Raw genomic sequence first — 23674 nt, forward strand, 5'->3', positions numbered from 1 at the left:
CCTAAATTCCTAATTGTTGAATTAAATCAATTTCATCTTCAACACTTCTTTGTTCGAATGTTTCTACAAACGTGAGTAACGCATAACGCATCGCATCCATCACGTCATCGTATTCTTTCATCGGTAAATCTTTTTTAGTGTCCCACGCATAGTTATAAATCTCTGAGGCAAATCGAGGACAAGCGTCGTATAAAATTCTAAGCTTATCATTTTTAAAGTAATGCGCCACTAACTCCACACCGCGCATAATCCGCTTATCTGCATATACCGCATTGATGCCCTCATCTTGAAACTTAGCTACGTGTTCCGGACGCGCTGAGTCACAATAAAAAGGAATATCACCATACCGCGCTTGAATGTCATGCGCGATACGTACCCATTCTTCAATGAAAGCGTGCTGCTTTGCGTGCTCCTCAATTAAATAAAATCTATCATCATAGCCCATACCAAACACAACAATCACACCATGATGCTCATATCCCCAGTCAACACCACAAAAATATTGTTTCATCGGTATCTGTTTCAATTCATCTTGCGTCATCGTATGCATCTTTTTATCAAAATCTTGATACACAAGACCATCGCCCGACACCCACAACCCTAATATATTTCTGTCGTACATCATACCGCTTGGTGTCGTGGCTTTAATATTTTTACGGTACCGTTCAGACAAAAACGTGTTGTCATCTAACTCAAAGTGATAACTGATAATCGATTCGTCTTCATTTTGAATGTAATCTTTCAATAACCAATGTTCAGGGTTATCCGGGTTCGTGTCTGATAGTATTCGAGCACCTTCACCCGAACAGCGTGATTTAATCTCATCAAATACAGACGGGTGAGAAAGTGACGCCTCATTGATATAAGCCCCAAATGCGGTCATACCACGTATTGCTGCTAAACCACTGATATTACCATGTGGCGTCTGCACAATTGTGACACCAAATAATTTGAATCGATTGAACTTGTCAAACTTAAATTCAAGTCCATACATATTCGTCAATTCTTCAAGCACGTTTTTTTGAATCGTCCCTAATGTATAACCGGCTAAAATGTACTGCGGGTTTCTTATACCTAATTTTGTAGCACGTTCTCGCACATTCAGTACCTCTTCCAAAAACATGTAATTGTTGAAAATGGTTTTACCTGTACGTTTAGCGCCATACAATATACATAGAAACCAGTCCTTTTTCATGAGGTCTCGGTAAATGGCATATTGCTTATCAGTAAATTGATGTCTTAGTTTATTCATCACTAATCACTTGCCTATTTTGTTGAATCAACGTTTCAAGCTTAGACTCTTGTGATTCAACTTGTTTACCATTCCACATCATATAACGCTTACCTAACAACTCAGCTGCTTTAATCCTGTCTTTTGCGCCAACATCAATATTGTCAATGTCTTGATAACCTTCACCTACATTACGCAAAATTTGCTCAGTGCTTTCACCGCGCATGACTGATGTGAGGTATTGTAAAATTTCGTCCTGGTCGGCGATACTCTCTTTTTTGAGTTGGGCTAAACGATTATCAAGGCGTTGTCTGATGCTAGGTTTTGCTAATGTTTTATGCACTTCAACTCTTGCATAGCTTTTACTATAACCCGCATTAATAGCAGCTTGATAAGCATTGCCCGTTTTAATATATTCATCTACTAACCTTTCTTGCTTGATTGTCAATTTCATTCCATCTATCACCAACTCTCACGCTAATAGCATTTTAGATATAAAAATACCCGCATATGCGGGTTCATGTCTTCAAGTTCTTTTAAAATTTTCATGGGGGTTGAAGTCACTTTTTACAACCTCAATATAATAGCCTTGGTTATCTTTTTCTAATTCTAATAATCTAACATTTTGACCATCGAAAAAGTCCTTGATTAGATTGTATTTAATAGGTTCAGGTACCTTGTATCTCATTTCTGCTTTAAATATACTTATTTCTGTTTTGTTTTCAATTAATCTTTTTAATAAATCTAAGTTTTTAATTTTTCTAAAACTCAAAAGATAAGTATTATCATATACTTCAAAAGATAAATCACCCATAAATACATGTCCGTTAATGTTTAAATCTGTAAAACTAATTTTAACCATTATTTTTCCCTCCTAATTAAATATTGTAATACTTTTTTATTATACACAAAAAAGACGCCTCAAGGGCGCCTTAACCGTCTCAATTTAAACATATAGGAGGATTAAACATGAGTCGAAAAGAAATTATTGAAAGGATGTCTTATGCATTTCAACCAGCACTCTGTACATTTCTGTACAATATCATAATACAACGAAAACCCATGTTATTTTTCCGGAAATTTTCCGCTCAGTGAATTATCCCTAATTCATCTGCTAACATCGACAATATACCTTTACGTAAATCATACGCAACTGTCTTACTAATGTGTAAAGCGTTAGCAACTCCAGTCAAATTGAGCGTACGGGGTTTTGTAAAATAGTACAAATCCATTAGCTTACGCCCTTCATCAGTCGTATGATTATAAACAATCTCAATCGCTAACTTAACACGTGTGAGTTGTGCTAAACGTCTATCATTTACGACACTTGTCGCGCGAACTTCCGTGACACACATTACTGTATCAGCTCGTCCGCCACCTACGTTTTCATCTTTGGGTGACCATGGATGAAGTATCTCTTCGCGAACTCTTGCTATGTCTTTTTCTAAGTATGGGTAGCCCCTTAATTCGCTTTCTAAGTAATTGATTGTTGATTTTCTTAACATAAGTTGCTCCTTTCAAAATACTTATTCATCTTTTAATTCTAGTATCCTAGCTTTAACAGCTTCCATTAATTCATTTTGTGTAAGTTTTTTATTTTGAAGTGCATGGTACACACGTTGGTCTATTGTATTATCAGTCATAATGTGATGGATAATCGTTGTGTGTTGTTGCCCTTGTCTGTAAAGTCTAGCATTTGCTTGCTGATATAACTCTAAAGACCACGTTAGCCCAAACCATACAATGATATGGCCGCCGTCTTGTAAGTTTAACCCGTGGCCTGCGCTTGCAGGATGCGCAATCAATAATTTTGCTTTGCCTGTGTCCCATTTAGACTTATATTCAGGATCATCTAAAGTTATAACATCTTCGAAACGCTCAATTATGCGGTCCTTATCATGCTTAAAATTGTAAAACAATAAAATCGGTTGCCCTTGCGCTTCTTCAAGTATTTCTTCCAACTTATCAAGTTTCTGGTCGTGTATGCACCTAACGTTGTTATCATCAGTATATACCGCCCCATTCGATAACTGTAGTAGTTTTTGACTCAGTGCTGCACCACTTTGGGCGACGATTGTCCCATCTTCTTCAGATTCTAAAATATAATACTTTTCTAAATCGTCATATAGCTTACGTTCTTTACTTGTTAAAGTCACGACCTGTTTTGTATCTATTCTTTCAGGCATATCTAAATAATCTCTCGCTTTCATGCTTAAACAAATATCCTCAATCTGTTTGTATATAAGCCCCTCTGAACCATCTCTTAATTCCCAATTAAAAACATAAGGACTTAATTTGTGGGTTGGTCTGAAAAAACGTTCACGATACTTACTAAAGGACTTTTCTAACCTTTCACCGCCATCAATCAAATAAACTTGTGCCCACAAATCAAGTAAACTGTTGGGGCTAGGGGTTCCAGTTAAACCTATAAACCTTTTAACTAAAGGGAGTTTTTTCCTAATAGCTTTAAATCTTTGGCTAGATGGATTTTTAAATGTTGATAGCTCATCGATTACTATCATGTCAAACGGCCATTCTTTAGCGTAATAGTCACATAACCATTTCGTATTTTCTTTGTTGGTTACATACACATCAGCTTCTTTATTGAGTGCTGCTATTCTTTGTTTAGGTGTCCCCAACACTAACGACACTTTTAAATGATTGAGATGGACCCACTTTTTGATTTCATCCGCCCATGTCTCTTTCGCTACACGTTTTGGTGCAATGACAAGCATCTTGTCCGTGTCCAATAGTTGTAAATCTTTAAACGCTGTTAATGTCGATACTGTTTTACCTAACCCCATATCCAAAAATAAACCGAATCTTTCATTTTCTATCACTTTATCAATTGCATGCTTTTGATAAGCGTGAGGTTTAAATGCTATCGCCATTTCTATCACCTAACTTTTTTACAAATTCGTTCACTTGTTCTTTTGTCCATAAAACATAAACCTTATGGCCTCTTTGATTAAATTGTTTATGTACATATTTTTGTAATGGATCAATACGGCCAGAAACTCGTTTCATTTCAACAAAAAACGTTTTTCCACCTGGCATAATAACAATTCGGTCCGGTACGCCTTTCGTGCCTGGCGACACCAACTTTAAACATAAACCATTTTTCTTCTTAATCTCTTTAACGAGATACTGTTCTAATTTTGTTTCTTTCATATGTTCACCTGCATACAAAACTTATAAATAAGGGCTACAATGTTACTTTAAAATTACCATTTATATATTTATATGCTATTAGGGCTAATTACTAGTAATGTATATACCTATTATTATTATTTAACCTATTATACTTATTTAAAGTAACGCTAGTAACACAATGATTTGAAACTTAGAGCCATAATATATTGAAGCGTTACAATTGGTGTTACTCTACAAAAAATAAAAGTAACACTAGTAACATCGATTAAATACGATTACGCTATTACTGTTAATTTCAAATCTTTAATTGTAACACCTATTGTAACGCCTAAAATGTATAATAATTCGTTTAAACCTTATAATAATTCATTAAATTTTTCTTCTCTTACGTACGCTTTTTGCGAACCGTATTCTTTTCCGAATCTTAACTTCCCTTGTTTGTTTCCTTTATAATCATTCCAACAATCTATTTGTCTGATAGCATTACCAATTCTTTTTAACTCTATTGATCCTCTGCTATCTCCTATGTCCCTACCAAAGCACTCAACAAATATTTCGAGTGCGCACACCTTATACCTTTCAACGTAATCAACTTTACCAGTTGGCAGCATGTCCACATCCCCTTGATAAAAACGTCGTCTGTCAAAAATGCTTAACTCATTCCAGTTGCTAGGAATAGGCGTATTTAAAAATTCTTCAACGATACCAACGTACGGTGATTCTTCAGTGTGCTTACTTTGAATAGAACGCATTTCTTTTTCTAACTCAGAACTTAAATATAGCTTTTCGCCTTGCTCATAAAAGTATTTAGCTTCAGCCCATATTTGATTAATATCTTCTTTTGTTAATTGTGACCAATTTTCCTCGACCTTATCGGGATTAACTGTCAATGGCCAAAACCGTCGCCCACCTGTTTCATCCTTTAAAAAATCAATTTTATTTGTCGTACCTATGAATATACATTGGCGTGGAAAATCTTCAATATAATGTCCATACGCGACACGGAAGCGGTCTATTTGTTTAGAAATAAAGTGCTTAATGGCCTCGACTTCCGCTTTACGTGTTGCTGCAAGCTCGGCCATTTCCATAATCCAAACCCCTTGTAATGCTTCATAAGCTTCTTTACCTGTCACAGACACTAAGCTGTCCGAAAACCATGCGCCACCTAGTTTTTTTAGTATGGCTGATTTACCGACGCCTTGAGGTCCGTATAAAGTTAGCATATAGTCAAATTTACATCCGGGATTCATCACTCTCGCTACTGCAGCAATCAAAGTTTTTCTAGTTACTACACGATTTACTTCAGTGTCATCAACACCTAAATACTTAATAAATAGACGTTCTAAACGTGACACGCCATCCCAAACAAGCGTATTCAGATAGTTTCTAACAGGATGATAGGCATTTTGTAAAGCTACACTGATGATGGCGTCTTTTGTTTTGCCTGCATGATGAATCTCATAAATTTTTTCAAGATAGCCTCTTAAAGCGCTATCGTCTGCATCTTGCCACTGACGTATTTTAATACTTTTATTCCAAGGTACACGCCCTGTACATTCAATCTGTTTTGTAAATTCATTGAATACGATTTTTCCTTTCAAATTAGGATCATTACATAATATGTTTTCGATGTTTGGAATTGTTGCTTTAAAATCGCCATTTGTGTTCACTTCAAGATTTCCACGCCACGATGACAAATCAACGTCAACCTCGTCAAAATCTTCCATTGCAGCTGTCATTTTATCGTTAATTAACTGTTGCTTAACTTTTTCATCGTTTTGAGCTTTTGTCTGCATCGCTTTATAGCTTGGAAGTCTATTGACGGGCGTTCCCTCTTTAGCATCTTCATCCTGAGCACCGTATAAATGAATACGAATAAGGTCAAAACTATTTACCAACTGTCCGCTCACCGGGTCGGTGTTGTGATGCGAATAGGCGAATTTACCATTTTCATAAATAACTAAACCGCCTGCAGTGGACCCCTCATGATACGTATAACGATTTGTACTGTGTGCGTCGTATAAATCCGGAATAAATGTTTCAATTGCTTCCTCAATAGTATACGTGCGACAGAACGCTCCAATGAGACCAGGTTTTTCTTCAGGATTGCCTTGTTTATCAGCAAGACGTTTTGTTTTATTCTCCTCACGTGAAGAGGTCGGCCATTCGAGTGTATCAGTCCAATCATTATAGCTGTTTAGAAGTTTGTCCGGGTCGAGTAGCGGTAAATCTTCATAAGTGAAAAAGAATTCTGCATCACTGCTTGTTGACGGCCAGTACATCAATCTGTGAGGTTGATAAGTCGTATCATCGAAAAAGTCCATACCTACCATATCCGCAACTTTACGCGCAACTGCCTCATACTCATCAGCATTAACATTTCGCTTCAGCGGTACTACTAAACGCAGTCGAGGACTTACATCACGGTGTTTATGTGTCGAATACACACAATAAGCAAAATCATAGAACATGGATAAGGTGTCAACCATATCATGTGCAGCATAATCAATATCAAGCGTTAGCATTGACCGGTTCATCACTTGACCTGCTCGTCGCTTACCTTCTTTTAGATAACCTCCAACAAAGCCGCCCACGTCTTTTATATCCGACTGTTCGGTTTTTGACATCTTGTTATACTCTAACAAGCTTTCTTTAGTCCTAACTGTTGTTGATAATTTCTGCATAAATTCAGACCAGGACATATTATGATTAGTCCAATGAGTGGCTAAACGACTACTAGCATAAGCATACGAGATGTCACGATCGTATTTAATATTTTTCACTTGTGTGACTTTATCTAACATACTGTACTCCTTTCATCTAGATTTGTGGAGTGACCAAAGATAGCCACTTCACTTTTTTAATACTCCTCAATATCGACACTCTTACCAAAACTGATGATTTTTATGTCTTTACCTTTTATAAAAGTTTGAGCACCATCTTTGTGTGTGCATTGATACATTGAATAATTAATGTCTGTTTCCACTCTTACAACATTTTTTAATGTTTGTTTGCCATCGTCTTTAAACCTGATTTTCACTTTGTTAGCGTTCATTTACCTAACACCTCTTTCACACGTTCATAAATATCTTTATCGTTACAAGTCTGATTCTTTGATGAATGTTCCATTAATTGTTTTACCTTTTCTCCCTTTGATTTCGTCATAAGCGAATTGCAAACATTCATGCAACGTCAAATCATGTTGTTGTGCTAAGATAATCAAAGTAACGACTGTATCACCTATACCGTCTTTCAGCGCTTCTATATTTCCACGAGTGAGAGCAGCGGCTACCTCTCCCGCCTCCTCATAAAACTTCAACGCTTGTCTATCCGGATTACCATTGTTTAAATTTTTATCAATACTCCATTGTTCAACTTGTTTAATTAATTGATTCATTTTGTTGCTCCTCTTCTTTAAGTACTTCTTTTAACGCACCGACTATTACTCGACTAAGAGTGTGATCACTTGAAACTTTTTCAACGATAATTCCATCTTTTAATTTTTTGAACTGATAGATACTGTCATGTTGTTCCGTCATTTTGCTTATCCTCCCAGTATTCAACTAAAATATAAGCACGTTCTTTATTATTTGCATTCCAAAATACACTATTACTGTAACCTACAACTTTAGAGCTCGGATAAATCTTAACGAATTCCTCAAGCTGATCTTCCGCCGATAAATCGCACATATCATAGTCTTTAAATTCTCTAAATCTTCGCATTTCACACCCCTCCCCTAAGTTCCGATAAAATACTCGTCTCCATCTTTGATAATCACAATATCTTCATCTCCATAATCGCGACAAATTTCGATGAGTTCGTTGGCGTCTGTTTCGCCTGTATCTTCAACAAGTGCCTCGATAATTTCTGCAACTACTTCATTCTTTATTTCTCTAATTATTGCCATTTATTCTCCCTCCTCTAAACCTATAATCTCAGCGATTGTGTGCTTATCGTGTAGAAAAGTGTCGTCATGCTCAAATCTGTAGCCCTCATCTTCCAATCGCTTAATCACCTTATTTTTATCTGTGTAGTATACATCGTCTGCATGCGTATTAAATACACCAGTAAATAGCTCTTTTGAATATAAAATCATATAAATCATTTGCTTATCCTCCACTAAGTACCAATAAAATATTCCCCTTGTCGAAGTTCATTAATTATGATTTCTTCATCTCCGTAATCTAAAAGATGTTCAATTAAATCCTCTAGTTTCTTTATTCCAGTATCGCTCACAAGCTTTTCGATAACTTCAGCAATTACGCGCTTTTCAAGTTCTACACGTGCATAGTAGATTTCCATGACGGTACCTCCTGTATTCTTAAAATAAAGTCTTTAGGGTCTTCATTTTTTTGAGTTGTTCTGTTATACAAATCACTTATGCAATATTTACAATCCCTAATAAGAACGTTATAGCCGTACACAAACCTTTCAACAACATCAGCATTATCAAATAGCATCAATATTTCTTCTACACTGAAATCGCATTCCTCTATCAGAAGCGTGCCATTCTCTTTAGTTTTACTCGTCCCATCCGGATTCATATAAGTTTTATCAACGCTTATTTGCATTCGCCGCTTCCTCCCACTTTTCATAAGCTCTTTCCAAATACCATCGTGCTTTTTCCAAATCCTCTTTGCCGTTTTTATGCATTGCTCTACTGATATATTTGATTGCATTACCAATTGAAAATGCAAGCGCGGGTGGATAATCTTTAATCACTTGTTCAATATAATCAATTACTTCAACATCTCCATAAGTATAATGTTGTGGATGATTCACAAAATCTGTCGTTACTTTATCATTATTTACATCCATGTTTATCACTCCTAAATAATTTGATCGCGTCCAAATAAATCCTTTTTCACTTTCGCAAAGCTCGACCTATTAAATAAATACTTACAATAATTTCCGCGCTTATGCTGTTGCTGCACTGTCTTTAACCATGGTTTTCGATGTAGTTGCTTTTCTTTTTTGTATCTAATGTAGGCCGCTTTTGAACTAGCCTCTTGTAACTCACGAATTAGCTTATCATCGTAATTTTTAGGATTAGGGAGCACCACATCATCAGCACATAAAGCCTCTTCAATTGTTGCACCTCTCCTTAACTTTTGAGCGATAATGAATACGGTTAGTCCTTTTTCTTCTAGAACTTTAAGTTTTGTATAAGGGACTTTTATAATCTCCGTGCCTCTTTTAAAATGGTATTGTATATCATCACCTGGCCCTTTAAAATTAACGCTCAATTTATGTGCAAGGTCCGCATTCCACCCGTCACTGATACGTTCAGTAACAAGTTTCCATGTCAATGTTTTATTTTTTATCATTGATGTCACCTACAATTAATCTTTCATATAAAATGGCGATGTAAAGCCGTCACTGTTTAGATTTAAACCCTCTGCCCATTTAACCGGCTTACTCATAATTTTTTCTATTTTTGCTAATCCGTTGCTGTTTTTAGGTATCTCCACGATTACCTCATCATGCACATGTCCAACAATATTAAATCCGGCATTATCAAGCCTTAACATCGAGACTGCCAACAAATCCCTAGCAGTAGCTTGCACAATGTTTTCGACCAGTTTACCGCCATACGTTTTTAATTTGGCCCATTTTCTATTTATGTCTAATCCCATATACTCAACAACTGGAGCCCCCCACTCGTTCTCACTTATCCTAGCTTTAGGGTATGCAAGCGAACGTCCGCTTGGCAGTTCAATCATTAACAGTCCTTTTTTAATGTAGAAGCGAAGCCCATGCGTATAATGCGTTTTTCTAGAACGTACTGTATTGATGGCAGCATCTTGACATGCCTTCCAAAAATTGACGATATTAGGATTTGCTTTTCTCCAACTGTCCACTAAGCCTTGTAACTCAGATTCTTTAATGCCCATGTCTAACGCACCCATTGCTTTTAACGCACCTGGCCCGCCTTGATAACCTAACGCCAACTCAGACACCTTTCCTTTTTGCCTAAGTGGGTCACCTTTTGTAATTGATTCGATAGGTACACCAAACATTTGTGCAGCTGACGCCTCATAAATTTTGCCATGTGTATTAAACACGTCCAGTCTCCACTGTTCTTTCGCATACCAGGCAATAACACGTGCCTCAATGGCTGAAAAGTCGCTTACGGCTAAGATATAACCCTCTTTAGCCACAAAAGTCGTTCGAACTAACTGACTGAGTAAGTCTTGTGGTGGAGTAGCTAATAACAAACTTAGATCATCAAAACGTTGTGCCTTGATAAAATCACGCGCAATGTCTAACTCCACATCACTCATGTAATGTTTTGTTAAATTTTGCAGTTGTACGCCTCTACCTGCCCAACGTCCTGTACTAGCACCATAAAACTGAAACAAACCACGCACACGTTCATCTGCACACATCATTTCGTGCATCTTGTTATACTTTTTAACGCTTGTTTTCGACATTTGAAGTCGAATTCCAAGCATCTGTTTAGCTTTCCCAGTAGCATTTTTTAAATAATCTTGTACTGTTTTCTTTTGCAGGTTTGATATGTCTAATCCCTGTTCTTCATTCAACCATTTAAGCAATTGGCTTGTGCTGTTAGGGTTTTCTAATCCTGTAATTTGAATCGCTTGTTTTAACAAATCTTCTTTACTCATCTTGTCTAATTCATTAGCACCGACCATCAACTCTTTTGACAATTTGATGCCTCTATCATTAATACGCTGATCTAGATTCCAATATTTTTGCTCTTCTTTAGTAATAGGAAAATCTTTTATTTTTTTAGCAATAGACATTTCTACCTCAACATCTCTTATGCAGTAATCAATAAACTGCTGCCATTTGTCTGGCGCATGCATAGGCAAATTGCGAGTACGTCCGCCATTTACTTTCGTAGGCTTACATGGCACTGAAAAGTATCTGATGAGGTTTTTACCTGCTTTATCCTTTTGATTCTGCAAATTCAGCGCATCTCCCACTTTTTCAAGCGAAGAGGGTAAACCAAGACGAGTAGCATTGACCATCGTGCAAGACCATTCCTCAGGAGGCATGTCAGCATCAAAATGTTTAGCTAAACATGTACGTTCAAAATTTGCATTAAATGCGTATTTTTTAACATTTGGGTCGAACAATGCAATTTTGAAAGTTTCATATGAAGCATGAAACTCAGTATCATCTAGCATCGTCATATCAATAGCACTCACTGAACCGCCATCTATCGAATAAGCTATGATTAATATTTCAAAGTCTTTAGCTTCAACATACTTATAGACACCACATTTTAAGATGTCATTACTACTGTATGTCTCTATATCAATATTCATGTACTTCAAAACTGTATCACCTCAATTCAAGTAAAAAGTAAGGGGCTTAATAGCCCCTGGTTACTACAATAAATCGTCATCATCTGTATCAATTTCATCGAAATCATCTTCAGCACTGCTCGCCCCGCCAAGCGGTTCACCTTTTTCAATAAGTTGAATATTGTTAAGACCTGCAGCAATCCCTTTATTCCCACTTGTATTGAAAGCGTACATATTGATTGATGCTCTAATGTAATCACCACTGACAACCGTACTCGGTTCAGTTAAGCGAATTTTGTTTTGGTCGACTATTCCAGGTGCATTTTTACTAGAAGCATTGATAAAATACGCACCTTGGTAATTAGGGTCATCCTCACGTTCAACATCACCGTCACGCAAAGGTGTTTTTAAACTAGCGGGTATTTTACCCCCAAATTTTGCTTTGCCCGCTTCTTTAGCTTCTTCAATAGCCTTTTGAATCGCTTGGATTGTGCTTGTATCAGTTTTAGGAATGATTAAGCTCACTGAATATTTAGCATCTTGCCCTTCCTGCATGCGATGAGGTTCAAAAATGTGAGCGTATGACGCACGTACTTTCCCAGTAATAACTTTTGTTCCGATTAATTTTGCTTTCATAAATGATTACCATCCTTATAATTAAATTTTGTCGAATTCATCTTCAGCCGACTGTATAATTGCTTTGCGCTTATCCGTTTCTTTTGCTAATGTCACTTTGCCTGGTGGCTTATCTATGTAATCGCCTGCCAGTTCATTAAATGCATTTTTACCAACTAATTTTTCAAGATTTGTAATGCTCAGCAGTTTAGTTTCTGTTATTTTTTCAACTTTATAACCTTCTTTAATCAACTTTTCTTGCACGGCTTGTGTGTCAACGATAACACGCCTTGAACGTCCCTCGACAAGTTTCCACCCCGGATAAGCTTTTCCATGCTCAAGCATCTGCCCGAGCGCGTAACTCTCGACCTCTTCCGCCCACTTTTTAATTGTAGGTACTCTATAAAGTAGTTCAGCGATTTCATCATCACTTAATAAATGTGCAGGTGTGTTAGGTACATCTTGCATAAATTCAGAACGCGCACGACAAGAATGTTTAATTTTACAAAACATACAATGCTCACCTGCTTTGAACTCACCTTCACCTTTAAAAGCAAGTTCGGCTCTAGGTTTAACATAGTCCGTACCCCAAGCAACCAACATCTTTGCATCCATTTCTTCAGTCGAAAAATTATCAATCCGAGGTTGGATGATTGTCATTTTAACGGTGTGTACTTCCTCCAACACATTAAACAGTTCGTAGGCACCTAGACCATAAAGACGTAATTGAGGATTGTCTATAGCTGACACCTCAACACCTTTACCAAATTTAAGGTCTATGATTTCAAGCACACCATCCGCATACACAATTACATCACCAGTCCCGAATGACTCAGGTACATACTTCCCTAAATCAAGTCTTGTTTCAAACATCGTTATAGCATCCGAGTCGCGCGCAATTGCTTCATTGACACGTTCTTCAACCATGTCGACATATTGTTCAACGTATTCACGTAATTCCTCACTGTAATATTCGTTATGCTGATAATTTGAAAATGCCTTATTAAACTCAAATTCTGTCAACCCACCGTATTTATGGCTAAAGTACAACTCACTTAATTCGTGGGCGAAAGTACCTTCCTCAGCAAATATGGAAGTTCTATCTCCAATACCTTCACTCGCTTTAATACTAGGCGGACAATTGAGCCATTGCTTAGCACCGCTCGCGCTCAATTTGGCATGTGCTCGATTCGTATGATCTAGCTTCATGCGCCAATCTTCGCTTTCAAATATTCTACGATTTCAGGATAATGCTCTGGCGCAAGTAGTGATAATTTGTCAGCTCCAAGCTCTGTAAGTTTAGTTTTTAAAGCGTCTTTCTCTTCATCCGCAACAGTCATCACAAACTTTTTACCTAAGGACATTACATAATCATGTGTAAATTTTTGAGTCGGTTTATCCGTTTCTTTTTCTACTGCAGGAACCTCATCAACGGTCTTTTTAATATTAGGTTCTTTAGTAGTTGACGATTCCATGTTTACCCCACTTAAATTTTGATTTAAGAGTTTCAACTCTTCTAAAATCGCTTCTAAAATTGCCATGTTGCCTCACTCCTTAATTTTTTGATACACTTAATGTAGATTTTTTATTATTTCGACTGATTTCTAGTTGCAGCTAGTTATCAGTCTTTTTCTTTATTTTCGACATAATCACGTAAACTTTTTATTGCAATCGTAGACGCTACAATTTTTTTAAAGTTATCCGCATTAAACAACATGCTACTTATCGATAGAGGATTACCTACAACAATCTGATTAAAAATGTTCTGTACATCTCCCTCATCTAACGCTATTCCAGTAAGCAGCGATATATTAAAATCCGTTTCTTCGTCTATCTTTACGATTAAATCGTATAACTCTCTAGATTTTGACGTTACCACTTCAATAATTTCTTCTTCTTTCATGTTTTTAAAATCCATTTTAAATTTCCTCACTTTCGATATTTTTCAAAAAATACTTAGTTAAGTTATATGCTGCAATCTCTATCAAGATCACTAACACAAACAGTGTTGTAAAATATACGCCACTTAGTGCTAGAAATAAAGTTGATATGAATGCGGCTGCTACTGTCACAAACCATGCAATGATGTTTTTCATATTAACCACCTCCTTATAAGTCTGTTTCTCTGATTAAAATGTTTTCTTTAATAAATTTAAGCGCAGGTTCAATCTCGATATAGCGCTTATTTCCTTTACCAAATCGAAACATACACATCTTTTTAAAATCTGTGTTTGCATATACTTTGTGTTCTAAATCCCACTCAGAGAATCCGCTTATTTTGATGAATTCTTGCGCGTCTGCAAATCCGATAAATTCCATTGACCTCACTCCTTTGCCACAAAGAATAGCAAGGAGAAGCAACTAAAACGAATGTCGATTCGCCTGAAAAAATGTCGTAATCAGACATTAAGTAAGCTTTTACTGATAAATATTTTTGCGAATAACTTCTAAATTAAACATCTCGACGTAAAAGAGGCAATATATCCCCAACAAGTCGTTTTTGAATATCTAGCAAGGTGTATTCCATGTACTCTTCTCTTGAAAGCTCTACACCGTGACAATCTGTGCATTCTATTGACTTATAGATATTCGACCCTTCTTCAATGTCTAAAGCAAATACAATATTGAAACTGATTTCACTTAAAATCTGGCGCAGTAACGCAATCTTTGTTTTGTTTTCCATTGTGAATCCTCCTATTTAATTACATGTGCATTTTTGGAACATCAGGGATAAAAAAATATTCTGGGAATAAATCTTGAATAGGTACATTTAGCGCTTCGGAAAATACTAATGCTTCATCTAAATCAATAGCTATTTCTCCGCGCTCTCGTTTGCCATATTGTTGCCCAGAAACGCCAATCAAATTGCCCATAAAGTTTTGTGTTTTTTTAGCTTTCTTTCGAAAGCTGTATAAATCTTTGTGCATTTTTGGAACACCTCCTGTAACACTATACTACAATGAGCGTTCCTAAAATGCAAGTGCTTTATGCATATTTTTTTTACATATGGCATAATTTCAAGTTATTGTTGCATTTTTGGAACTATAAGCATATAATGAAGTTACAAGTTACTTATTTGTAAAGGAGCTAAGTTTTATGACTTCTTTTTCTTCTAATTTAGAACAACTGATGAAAAGCAGAGACATGAATGATAGTGACTTAGCTGATCTAGTGGACGTGAATAGAACAACAATAACAAGGTGGAAAAAAGGTATTAGAAGTCCTAAACTAGAAAAATTACCAGAAATAGCCGAAGTATTTGGTGTTCATCCTATTGATTTAATTAGAGAAAAATCGGATGAAAGCATAGTGGATAAAATACAATATACTTCCGCGCAATTATCTATCCCGCGTCAAAAGCGTGTCCTGGATTACGCAAAAGCACAACTAGATGAGCAAAATAAATAAGCGTCTAAACATGGCGCTTATTTATTTTAATTCTATTTTAAGTTTTATGAAATAATATCTATATTAAAACAAAATAGTTTAAACCAAGCAAATACAGGAGGATGTAATATGAAAGATTTTTTATATTTAGATACAGATTCAATTTCAAGCATATCGGCTCAATTATTCGAAGGAAGTATTCTCGAGATTATCGATGAAAAAACAGAACAAAAAGGGGAAAATATTAGAGACAATTACGGAACTCACGATAATAGATCAAGTACTGCCAAATTAGGGACTAGCGGTACTAATTTCGGTGGAACAGCAGAAAGCGGGAAGTATGAAGATAAAACTATCGAGTTTCTAAATAATGAAACGTTTAAAATGGGTGTCAAAAAAGCTTATGATGATTTTTTATACAATAAGGTTTTTGATAACCTTAAATCGAAAAATGCAATATGTTCTATCGGCAAAAGTGGCCAATTTGATTTTGTTGACATCGAGGGGAGGTATAATGTAACCGATTTACATACATCTTCCAAAATATTTGATACAGATTTACTTAGACAAATACCATTTATAGATGAACAATATAAACTACCGAGCATTGAATCATTAGAATCGAAATTTAAAAGCGCACAAAGGTATCTTGAAAACCCAGGTTCTAAAAAACTACCAAAGCAATTTCAAAATTTTGAGGAATTATCAAACTTTCACGATATTTTTAAAGGACTATCGATGATGAAAATTTTTAACGAAATGAATAAACATTTAAACGAGTCCTTACATAACAAAATAGTCTTAAATAAAGGTAACACGATTTTGATAGGTGATAGAAAGAATTTACGCATTCCTGGCGAAACTATATCGTTAGCGAAAGAAATCGAATTAAGAGGCTTCGGAAGAAAGATAACCAATAAAGAAAAAGTGTCTACTGTAATTGATTTTCAGAAGACTATGAACGCAAAAGATTTTCTTTCTAGGGGCACTCAAGGAATGTTGATGGTGTTCCTTAGCGCAATACTGGATTTAAATGAAGAAGACACTTTTGATATAATCCAACCTATCGGTCTAGAGTTTTCAAAAGTGTCTATATAGTTCTTTTTCAACATGTTTTTGCAATTCACTTTTTTTGATTTTATGCTTGCGGTTTTCAATTTTATTCTGAATATCATTATATTTTTTTCTGTGTGACTGAGAGGTCTCCAAACGTTCTTTTTCAATTTGATTAATTCTATTTCTAATGAATAAAATCATAACCTTCACCACCTACTTTTAAATTATTTTATCATAGTTAAAATTTTTTTACACTCAGGGCACCCCTTTATGTGCCCTTATAATTATTTTTACATCAACGAGGAGTGACTTTGACTTGACATCATTTACAGTAACAAAACGTAAAAATAAGAATTCAGCATCTTGGCAATATGACGTCAAACACCCTTCTTTCAAATCAGGAAAGAAACGTAAGTCAGGATTTAAAACTAAAGCTGAGGCGATTTTTGCAGCACAACAATTGATACGGGACTTGGAAGACGGAAATGCAATCGATGATAAAACATTTAAAGAATATTATGTGGATTGGCTTGTGATAAAAAACAAGAAACATTTATCTAAACGTCAATATTATTGGTATGAACGTTCTATTAAATTATTTGAAGAGCATTTCGGTGAAGGTATGTTAATTAAAAACATCACACGTACAGAATATCAAAAGTTCTTAAATAATTACGGTGAGGGGCATACAGACGAAACTGTGCGCAAAGTGCATGGTTGCTTATCGCGTTGTTTACGCGATGCGTTATATGATGGCTATTTGAAGAAAGACCCCACTTATAACGCTGAAGTTAGAGGTACAAAAAAATCAAAAGAAGAAGCTACAAAATTTATGACAATAAAGCAATATGAAAAGTTAATTGAATATTTTAAAACACGCGATGAAGAAAGCTATATTTTCCTTTTCATTTTAGCCATAACAGGAGGGAGATACAGTGATGCAATAAATATGATTGATATAGATTTAAATGAGCAGGACGGTATTATACATTTAAGAGGCACTAAATCGATTAATGCTGATCGCTTTGTAGAAGTTTCACAAAAAGATATAAAACTTATTAAGTCTAAATTAGCTAAATTACCCAAACGTATTGACGGTAAATTGTTCAAGTTGAGTCACACCGCTGTATCTAAATCGTTCAATCACGCTAAAAAACAAACAGGAATAAAAGATAAACATATAACACCCTATGCATTACGACACACTCACACATCTTACTTACTTTCGAAAGGCATACCAATCGAGTATATAAGCAAAAGATTAGGTCATTATAAAATATCTGTTACCCTCGATATTTATTCCCACTTGCTCGACGAACATAAAAAAGAGCAAGGTCAACGTGTCAGAGAATTATTCTCTTGACACATATTTGACACTTGCATTTCAAAAACCCTATTAAATCAATGGTTTCAAGCTTTAAATTACGGAGAGCAAGTCCATCTAACTCTTCATATTTAGCTATAAAATATTCACTACCATCATAATCCGTATCCTGCTCTATTTTTAACGTATAAGGCAATTTTAAATAGTAATTTAAATCTTTCATACGATCACCTTTTCTAAATCTTTTAGTAAAGTTTCAATATGATATTTGCGTATAAGATCTGTAATATTAACTGTTCTCATAGGGATTTCTTTACATAAAGGATGTCTATACATAATATGTCCACCCTTACCTCTATGATTCATTATCTCAAAACCGTACTTGCTTAGCAGAGAAATAAAATCTTTTTTATTCACATTTCTTGGGTTTTTTTTATTTTCTCTAGTATTTTATCACGTTTAGTCAAATAAATGCCACCACCCTAGTGTCACTTATATACCATTACTTTAATAGTATATAAAATAATTTCAAAAAGTAAATGCAAAAACTAGAAACCCTTCATATCAGGATTTCTAGCTTTTGATTTTTATTATCTTTCGTAGTGAGGAACGACAACGCGCCAACCGTGTGGATCTTCTAATTGTCCACTTTGAATACCTGTGTAATGATCATACAGTTTTTGCGTAATTGGACCTGTTTCATTGTTATTAATTACGATTTCTTCTTCTCTATATTGCAACGTACCGACTGGCGAGATAACAGCAGCTGTACCTGTACCGAATACTTCTGTAAGTGCACCGCTTTGATGTAATTCATACAATTCATCAATAGAAATACGACGTTCTTCAGTTTCATATCCTAATGATTCAGCTAATTCTAATACTGTTTTACGCGTAATACCTGGTAAAATACTACCATTTAATGACGGTGTGACCACTTTACCATCAATGACGAAGAAGATGTTCATGCTTCCGACTTCTTCCACATATTTTTGTTCAACACCATCTAGCCATAATACTTGGTCAAAGCCGAGTTGGTTTGCGTTTGCTTGTGCGAGTAAGCTTGCCGCATAGTTTCCAGCTACTTTCGCAAATCCAACACCACCACGTACCGCACGCACATATTCATCTTCTACGTAAATTTTCGTTGGACGTAATGAATCTCCACCATAATATGAACCTGATGGCGATAAAATGATTAATAAACGATACTGGTGAGAAGGATGCACCCCAAGAACGCCTTGTGTTGCAAAAACAAATGGTCGGATATAGAGCGATTGACCTTCTCCATCCGGCACCCAATCACGATCGATATCGACAAGTTGTTTCAATCCTTCTAATAATAACGCCTCATCAATTTCCGGCATTTTTAAGCGATCTAATGATTGATTGATTCGTTTAAAGTTTTCCTCAGGTCTAAATAAGACAACCTCGCCATCATGCTTATATGCTTTTAATCCTTCAAATACAGCTTGTCCGTAATGGAGACTTTGTGCAGCTGGTGACAGTTCAATTGGACCATAAGGAATAATCTTTAAATCGTGCCATCCTCGATCTGATGAATATTCAAAACTTAACATGTAATCGGTAAAGATTTCACCAAAAGTGAGTGTGCTCAAATCAGGCTTTTCTTTTATTGAAGGACTCACTTCTAATTCGATTTTTTCTGACATGATTATTCCTCCCATATGTAAAATATAATATTAACCATTATAGCAATGACCGACCTATAATTCAATGAGTATTCCGAAAATTTAAATAATTAATGTGGATTTTAATTCTTTTTATACAATAACACTTATAATTCTCCTTTTTTATTGATATAAGTATAATTCCCTTCAAATCTTTTTAATTTCTTATTTTTCAATAAATATGTTACATTAAATAACTTGTTTATAAAATATACATCATGTGAGACAGCAATAATGGTCCCTTCAAAATCTAATAACGCATCTTCTATCGTTTCCTTTGATTCTATATCTAAGTGATTAGTAGGTTCATCTAAAACAAGTAAATTATATTCTGAATGAACTAGTTGTGCCCACCTTAATCGTATTTTCTCTCCTCCACTTAAGGAATTAACTTTTTTAAAAACTTCATTCCCATAAAACATGAAGCCTGCTAAAATATGTCTCGCCTGACTCTCAGTTACTTTTACTTTTTCCCTAAAAACTTCGATAACGGTTTCATCGTTCTTAACATCCTCAAATTCATGCTGTGATAGATAACCCACTTTTAAATTATTAGCAGTTTTTATCTTACCACCATCTAATGGAATCATGCCTAAAATAATTTTTAACAATGTAGATTTTCCGACACCATTATCACCTATAATTGCTATGTGTTCACCCCTTCTAATTAGCATGTTTACACTTTCAAATAATAAATTATCATATTTTTTTATTCCCTCTTCAATTTCGACAACTCTATTAGAAACTCGTTTCCCTTCTTCGAGCTCTACTTTCATTTTATTAGACTCTAGTATAGGTTTTTCTAATCTTTTTATACGATTTAAAGCTTTCTCCATACTTTTCGCACGGCGATACATTGCAGCATTAGGTGGTTTGGCTTGGCTTGCCCAAATTCTCAATTTTTTAATTGCCTCTTTCATTTTTTTGATTTTTTTCTGCTGTGTTTGATAAGCCTCAAACTCCACCAATAGTCTTTTTTCTCTTTCTTCAACATAGTTAGAATAATTCCCTGTATAAAAATGAATCTTTTTCTGATCAATTTCTATAATTTTATTTACTGTTTTATCTAAAAAATAGCGATCATGAGAAACAACGACTACAGCGCCATTATAACTTTCTATGTAACTACACAACCATTCTATAGATTTTAAATCAAGATGGTTTGTGGGTTCATCTAAAAGTAGCAGTCCGGTTGGTTTAATCAATGATTGAGCGATGCCAATTTTTGTACGTTCACCCCCTGATAAGTCACCCCAATTCATTTCAAGTAAATATTCTATATTTAATCCGTGTACAACTTTTCTGATTTGAGAATCTATTTCATAACCACCTCTTTCCTCAAAGTAAGATTGTAATTCTCCATAATAGGAAATTACACTATCAATATCTTCTGTAGGTTCACTCATTTTTGACTCTAACTTTCTTAATTTATCTGATATGGCATTTAACTCAGTAAAAGCCGACTTTAAACACTGATAAATCGTTTTATTATCTTCATAATTAGGCGATTGTTCTAAATAGCTAATTTCTAACCCTTTCTTCCAACTAACATCACCTGTTGTAGGACTTTCTATACCTGATAAAATTTTTAATAATGTTGTTTTTCCTTCTCCATTGCGACCAACCAAACCTATAATATCACCTGTGTTAATTGTTAATTTTATATTATCGAATAGAAGCTCATCCAAATAACTTTTAGAAACATTAGATGCATTTAATATATTCATGTCTTCCTCCAAAGTATCTATAAAAATTTTAAAATTATTAATTGAATTGACTTTTTATTTTTTAAGTTTATACAATTAACCCCTTATAGGTGTCAATAGCGGTTTGAAAATGTTGTTTTATGGCGGTTTGAAAATGTCGTTTTTTAGCGGTTTAAGAATGACGTATGTTTAAACTTTTTTCACTTTTATAGTCTTTAAGTCGGTAGGAATCCCCTGTAATTTTAAATATTTTTGAATGATGAATGAGCCTATCAATAATGGCTGCTGACACTATCTTGTTACTAAATGAATCCCCCCAACTAGAAAAGGGGATATTCGTCGTTATGATTGTGGATTTCATTTCATATCTGAGTGACATCAATTGATAGAAGAGATCCGCCTGTTCTTTTGAGATGGGTGTATAGCCTATCTCATCAATGATAAGCAGTTCAATTCTGTTTAATTGTTTTAAAGTTTTATTGATGATTCTTTTCTTCTCTGATGTGGTTAAGCGTTCAATTAATTCTTTAAAAGTATAGAATCGAGTTTTGATATTTTGTTTACAAGCTTCTACGCCTAACGATATTGCTAGATGTGTCTTACCGACACCACTATTACCTAAGAAGCATATATTGATACGCTTCTCTAGAAAATGCATGGATTTTAATGTAAGTACTTCTTGTTTATTAATACTTGGTTGAAACGTAAAATCAAAGTCACTTAAATATTTAATCTTAGGGAAACGTGCTAACTGAATAGCACGTTTAAATTTTTGTTCAGCTTGATATTCTACTTCCTTTTCCGTCAACTCAAGTAAAATTTCAGTTAAAGATTTTTGATTCTTGGATAGTGATTCTAAATACTTCGGATAATAGTCTTTAATCATTTTTAGATTGAGCTGTTGAAAGTTTTCTAATAGCTTTTGATGGTCTGTATACATATCTGTTCTCCTATACCTCGTCATATTTTAATAATGAATCTTCGATATAACTAAGAATTTCTTGATCGTCTTTATGCTTGAGTACATCAGACTTCAAGATCTCACACATATCTTCGGTAACATAATTGAATTTCTTTTCCGATAAATGATGCGTTCTAATTAACTCGGCATCAAAGTAGATTGATAACTCGTCAGTCAATTCATTAAAGATTAATTGAACCTCCTCTCCAATGAATTTTGTAGGTACTGAATATTTACCTTTTCTAAAATTAACCATCGACTCTTTAGAAACGATTCGAATGCATTCATCTTCGACATAGGTGTCTAATAACTGCATATTAAACGGGTTCAATAGATGTTTTTCTTCAGAATTGAATAAATCAATGGGATAGCAGTCAGTTGCTTGGGACATTTCGTTATGGTTCATTTCATGACAAAAGTGATTGACAAGACTGATAAGTTCAACAGCGTCATAAAATTCATAATCTTAGGGCCTTAAACGCTGTTCCACAAATTTAGCTAAAGATTCAACAGAGCCCTTGGTTTGTGGTCTATAAGGCCTACACGCGATGGGTTCAAAGTTTGCATCTTTACTAAATTGATGGAAAAGGGTGTTAAATACAACTTTTCTATATTGCGTTCTAGGACGATCAACGACCGTTTTCATATTATCAAACCATATCTCCTTAGGAACGCCCCCGGTGTACTCAAATGATTCTTTCAAACATTGAAATAGTGTATCTTGTTTTCTATCCCAAGTTAATGTGATATACTTCATTTTTGAATAGTGTAGAACGTAAAGAAAGATATTGAATTGATAACGTTTGCCAAATTTATCATGCATGACCATATCTTCTTTCCAGTCTACTTGAGCAGCTATACCAGGGCGTGTTTCTACCCGTATAGTTGCTTTTTTAATTTCCTTCTCTTTCTTATTCTTACAATATTCTCTAAGAATCGTATACTTGCCTTCATATCCTTTTTTAGAAATATATTTAAAAATCGCCATAGCCGTACAACCCAACTCTAATTTTTCGTCTATGAGCGTTTTATAAGGTTCTAATTTTGATACTCTCTTTGTCGTTTTCCTTGTTTTTAATTTTTTCAACTCATTTTCTTTCCCAGCCTCGTAATATTTTTTGACTGTCCTTGGATCGCAATGATACTGTCTACCTAGCTCAGCGTAATTTGGTTTTATGCCTTTCATAATGTAAAATGACTCTCCTTCGTATATATCATGTCTCAATCAAACAACCTCCATTCAAAGATTGAGTTAAGACATGATTATATATTTTA

General features: G+C 35.0%; 34 protein-coding genes and 1 pseudogene. 3 read left to right on the forward strand and 32 right to left on the reverse strand.

Annotation, left to right across the window (positions count from 1 at the left end; translation table 11 throughout):
* Position 1: 1 nt before the first annotated feature.
* The 25 genes and pseudogenes from GZH82_RS12330 to GZH82_RS12445 form a co-directional block, all read right to left on the reverse strand.
* Positions 2–1252 carry a PBSX family phage terminase large subunit gene (locus GZH82_RS12330; RefSeq protein ID WP_162682738.1) on the reverse strand — a complete coding sequence of 417 codons (1251 nt, stop codon included), beginning with the start codon at positions 1250–1252 and terminating at the stop codon, positions 2–4.
* Positions 1245–1685 (reverse strand): terminase small subunit, encoded by a 441-nt coding sequence (locus tag GZH82_RS12335; protein WP_162682739.1) that lies wholly within the window; start codon positions 1683–1685, stop codon positions 1245–1247. Before GZH82_RS12335 ends, GZH82_RS12330 begins: the two co-directional genes overlap by 8 nt.
* Positions 1686–1757: 72 nt before the next feature.
* Positions 1758–2093: a hypothetical protein gene (locus GZH82_RS12340; RefSeq protein WP_162682740.1), complete on the reverse strand. Its 336-nt coding sequence runs from the start codon at positions 2091–2093 to the stop codon at positions 1758–1760.
* A 226-nt stretch (positions 2094–2319) separates the two neighbouring features.
* Positions 2320–2736 (reverse strand): transcriptional regulator, encoded by a 417-nt coding sequence (locus tag GZH82_RS12345; RefSeq protein WP_162682741.1) that lies wholly within the window; start codon positions 2734–2736, stop codon positions 2320–2322.
* A 21-nt stretch (positions 2737–2757) separates the two neighbouring features.
* Complete coding sequence (locus tag GZH82_RS12350; protein ID WP_457853047.1) at positions 2758–4122, reverse strand: DEAD/DEAH box helicase; 1365 nt, start codon at positions 4120–4122, stop codon at positions 2758–2760.
* A complete protein-coding gene (locus GZH82_RS12355) occupies positions 4106–4402 on the reverse strand; it encodes a PDDEXK family nuclease (protein WP_162682743.1) in 297 nt (98 codons plus the stop codon). Before GZH82_RS12355 ends, GZH82_RS12350 begins: the two co-directional genes overlap by 17 nt.
* A gap of 338 nt (positions 4403–4740) precedes the next feature.
* On the reverse strand, positions 4741–7188 hold the full coding sequence (locus GZH82_RS13985; RefSeq protein ID WP_203232815.1) for a virulence-associated E family protein: 2448 nt from the start codon (positions 7186–7188) through the stop codon (positions 4741–4743).
* Positions 7189–7244: 56 nt separating this feature from the next.
* Positions 7245–7439, reverse strand: a complete 195-nt coding sequence (locus GZH82_RS12365) for a hypothetical protein (protein ID WP_162682744.1) — start codon at positions 7437–7439, stop codon at positions 7245–7247.
* A 42-nt stretch (positions 7440–7481) separates the two neighbouring features.
* Positions 7482–7781, reverse strand: coding sequence for a MazG-like family protein (locus GZH82_RS12370; protein ID WP_162682745.1), 300 nt, complete (start codon positions 7779–7781; stop codon positions 7482–7484).
* Positions 7765–7923, reverse strand: a complete 159-nt coding sequence (locus GZH82_RS12375) for a hypothetical protein (protein WP_162682746.1) — start codon at positions 7921–7923, stop codon at positions 7765–7767. The genes GZH82_RS12370 and GZH82_RS12375 overlap by 17 nt, the downstream gene beginning before the upstream one ends.
* The gene (locus GZH82_RS12380; protein WP_162682747.1) at positions 7907–8107 is read right to left on the reverse strand and encodes a hypothetical protein; all 201 of its coding nucleotides are present in this window, start codon (positions 8105–8107) and stop codon (positions 7907–7909) included. The genes GZH82_RS12375 and GZH82_RS12380 overlap by 17 nt, the downstream gene beginning before the upstream one ends.
* Positions 8108–8121: 14 nt before the next feature.
* Positions 8122–8292, reverse strand: coding sequence for a hypothetical protein (locus GZH82_RS12385; RefSeq protein ID WP_162682748.1), 171 nt, complete (start codon positions 8290–8292; stop codon positions 8122–8124).
* On the reverse strand, positions 8293–8490 hold the full coding sequence (locus tag GZH82_RS12390; protein WP_162682749.1) for a hypothetical protein: 198 nt from the start codon (positions 8488–8490) through the stop codon (positions 8293–8295). It abuts the gene before it with no gap.
* 14 nt (positions 8491–8504) lie between these two features.
* Positions 8505–8687, reverse strand: a complete 183-nt coding sequence (locus GZH82_RS12395) for a hypothetical protein (protein ID WP_162682750.1) — start codon at positions 8685–8687, stop codon at positions 8505–8507.
* Between the two features lie 252 nt (positions 8688–8939).
* Positions 8940–9176 (reverse strand): annotated as a pseudogene (locus tag GZH82_RS12400) (DUF3310 domain-containing protein); the annotation flags it as partial.
* Positions 9177–9214: 38 nt separating this feature from the next.
* A complete protein-coding gene (locus GZH82_RS12405) occupies positions 9215–9712 on the reverse strand; it encodes an SA1788 family PVL leukocidin-associated protein (RefSeq protein ID WP_162682752.1) in 498 nt (165 codons plus the stop codon).
* Positions 9713–9727: 15 nt separating this feature from the next.
* The gene (locus tag GZH82_RS12410) at positions 9728–11680 is read right to left on the reverse strand and encodes a DNA polymerase (protein ID WP_162682753.1); all 1953 of its coding nucleotides are present in this window, start codon (positions 11678–11680) and stop codon (positions 9728–9730) included.
* Between the two features lie 63 nt (positions 11681–11743).
* Entirely contained in the window at positions 11744–12295 is a 552-nt protein-coding gene (locus GZH82_RS12415; RefSeq protein ID WP_162682754.1) for a DUF2815 family protein, read from the reverse strand.
* A gap of 21 nt (positions 12296–12316) precedes the next feature.
* On the reverse strand, positions 12317–13483 hold the full coding sequence (locus tag GZH82_RS12420) for a DUF2800 domain-containing protein (RefSeq protein ID WP_162682755.1): 1167 nt from the start codon (positions 13481–13483) through the stop codon (positions 12317–12319).
* Positions 13480–13815, reverse strand: a complete 336-nt coding sequence (locus GZH82_RS12425) for a hypothetical protein (RefSeq protein ID WP_162682756.1) — start codon at positions 13813–13815, stop codon at positions 13480–13482. Before GZH82_RS12425 ends, GZH82_RS12420 begins: the two co-directional genes overlap by 4 nt.
* 80 nt (positions 13816–13895) lie before the next feature.
* A complete protein-coding gene (locus GZH82_RS12430; RefSeq protein WP_162682757.1) occupies positions 13896–14177 on the reverse strand; it encodes a DUF2482 family protein in 282 nt (93 codons plus the stop codon).
* 16 nt (positions 14178–14193) lie between these two features.
* On the reverse strand, positions 14194–14370 hold the full coding sequence (locus tag GZH82_RS13990) for a hypothetical protein (RefSeq protein ID WP_179299946.1): 177 nt from the start codon (positions 14368–14370) through the stop codon (positions 14194–14196).
* Between the two features lie 13 nt (positions 14371–14383).
* On the reverse strand, positions 14384–14593 hold the full coding sequence (locus GZH82_RS12435; RefSeq protein WP_162682758.1) for a hypothetical protein: 210 nt from the start codon (positions 14591–14593) through the stop codon (positions 14384–14386).
* Positions 14594–14726: 133 nt separating this feature from the next.
* A complete protein-coding gene (locus GZH82_RS12440; RefSeq protein WP_162682759.1) occupies positions 14727–14957 on the reverse strand; it encodes a hypothetical protein in 231 nt (76 codons plus the stop codon).
* Between the two features lie 19 nt (positions 14958–14976).
* The gene (locus GZH82_RS12445) at positions 14977–15201 is read right to left on the reverse strand and encodes a helix-turn-helix transcriptional regulator (protein ID WP_162682760.1); all 225 of its coding nucleotides are present in this window, start codon (positions 15199–15201) and stop codon (positions 14977–14979) included.
* Positions 15202–15370: 169 nt separating this feature from the next.
* Here GZH82_RS12445 and GZH82_RS12450 point away from each other — a divergent pair, with 169 nt between their 5' ends.
* Both GZH82_RS12450 and GZH82_RS12455 read left to right on the forward strand, forming a co-directional pair.
* Complete coding sequence (locus GZH82_RS12450; protein ID WP_162682761.1) at positions 15371–15682, forward strand: helix-turn-helix domain-containing protein; 312 nt, start codon at positions 15371–15373, stop codon at positions 15680–15682.
* Positions 15683–15790: 108 nt separating this feature from the next.
* Positions 15791–16759 carry a DUF6414 family protein gene (locus GZH82_RS12455; RefSeq protein ID WP_162682762.1) on the forward strand — a complete coding sequence of 323 codons (969 nt, stop codon included), beginning with the start codon at positions 15791–15793 and terminating at the stop codon, positions 16757–16759.
* Here the strand turns inward: GZH82_RS12455 and GZH82_RS12460 are convergent.
* Positions 16742–16918, reverse strand: a complete 177-nt coding sequence (locus GZH82_RS12460; RefSeq protein WP_162682763.1) for a hypothetical protein — start codon at positions 16916–16918, stop codon at positions 16742–16744. The two genes, GZH82_RS12455 and GZH82_RS12460, sit on opposite strands and share 18 nt — an antisense overlap.
* Positions 16919–17033: 115 nt before the next feature.
* On the opposite strand from GZH82_RS12460, the gene GZH82_RS12465 reads away from it, so the two are divergent.
* Entirely contained in the window at positions 17034–18080 is a 1047-nt protein-coding gene (locus tag GZH82_RS12465) for a tyrosine-type recombinase/integrase (RefSeq protein WP_162682764.1), read from the forward strand.
* Here GZH82_RS12465 and GZH82_RS12470 read toward each other — a convergent pair.
* The 6 genes from GZH82_RS12470 to istA form a co-directional block, all read right to left on the reverse strand.
* A complete protein-coding gene (locus GZH82_RS12470; RefSeq protein ID WP_162680750.1) occupies positions 18061–18264 on the reverse strand; it encodes a hypothetical protein in 204 nt (67 codons plus the stop codon). The genes GZH82_RS12465 and GZH82_RS12470 overlap by 20 nt on opposite strands.
* 367 nt (positions 18265–18631) lie before the next feature.
* Entirely contained in the window at positions 18632–19714 is a 1083-nt protein-coding gene (locus tag GZH82_RS12475; RefSeq protein WP_162682765.1) for a branched-chain amino acid aminotransferase, read from the reverse strand.
* 125 nt (positions 19715–19839) lie between these two features.
* Complete coding sequence (gene abc-f, locus GZH82_RS12480) at positions 19840–21459, reverse strand: ribosomal protection-like ABC-F family protein (protein WP_162682766.1); 1620 nt, start codon at positions 21457–21459, stop codon at positions 19840–19842.
* Positions 21460–21610: 151 nt separating this feature from the next.
* Complete coding sequence (istB, locus tag GZH82_RS12485) at positions 21611–22378, reverse strand: IS21-like element helper ATPase IstB (RefSeq protein WP_162682767.1); 768 nt, start codon at positions 22376–22378, stop codon at positions 21611–21613.
* Positions 22379–22388: 10 nt separating this feature from the next.
* Positions 22389–22790, reverse strand: coding sequence for a Mu transposase domain-containing protein (locus tag GZH82_RS14380; RefSeq protein ID WP_238989580.1), 402 nt, complete (start codon positions 22788–22790; stop codon positions 22389–22391).
* Between the two features lie 75 nt (positions 22791–22865).
* Positions 22866–23585, reverse strand: coding sequence for an IS21 family transposase (gene istA, locus GZH82_RS14385; RefSeq protein WP_238989581.1), 720 nt, complete (start codon positions 23583–23585; stop codon positions 22866–22868).
* Positions 23586–23674: the final 89 nt, after the last annotated feature.

The organism is Staphylococcus sp. MI 10-1553 (genome assembly GCF_010365305.1).
Lineage (GTDB): Bacteria > Bacillota > Bacilli > Staphylococcales > Staphylococcaceae > Staphylococcus.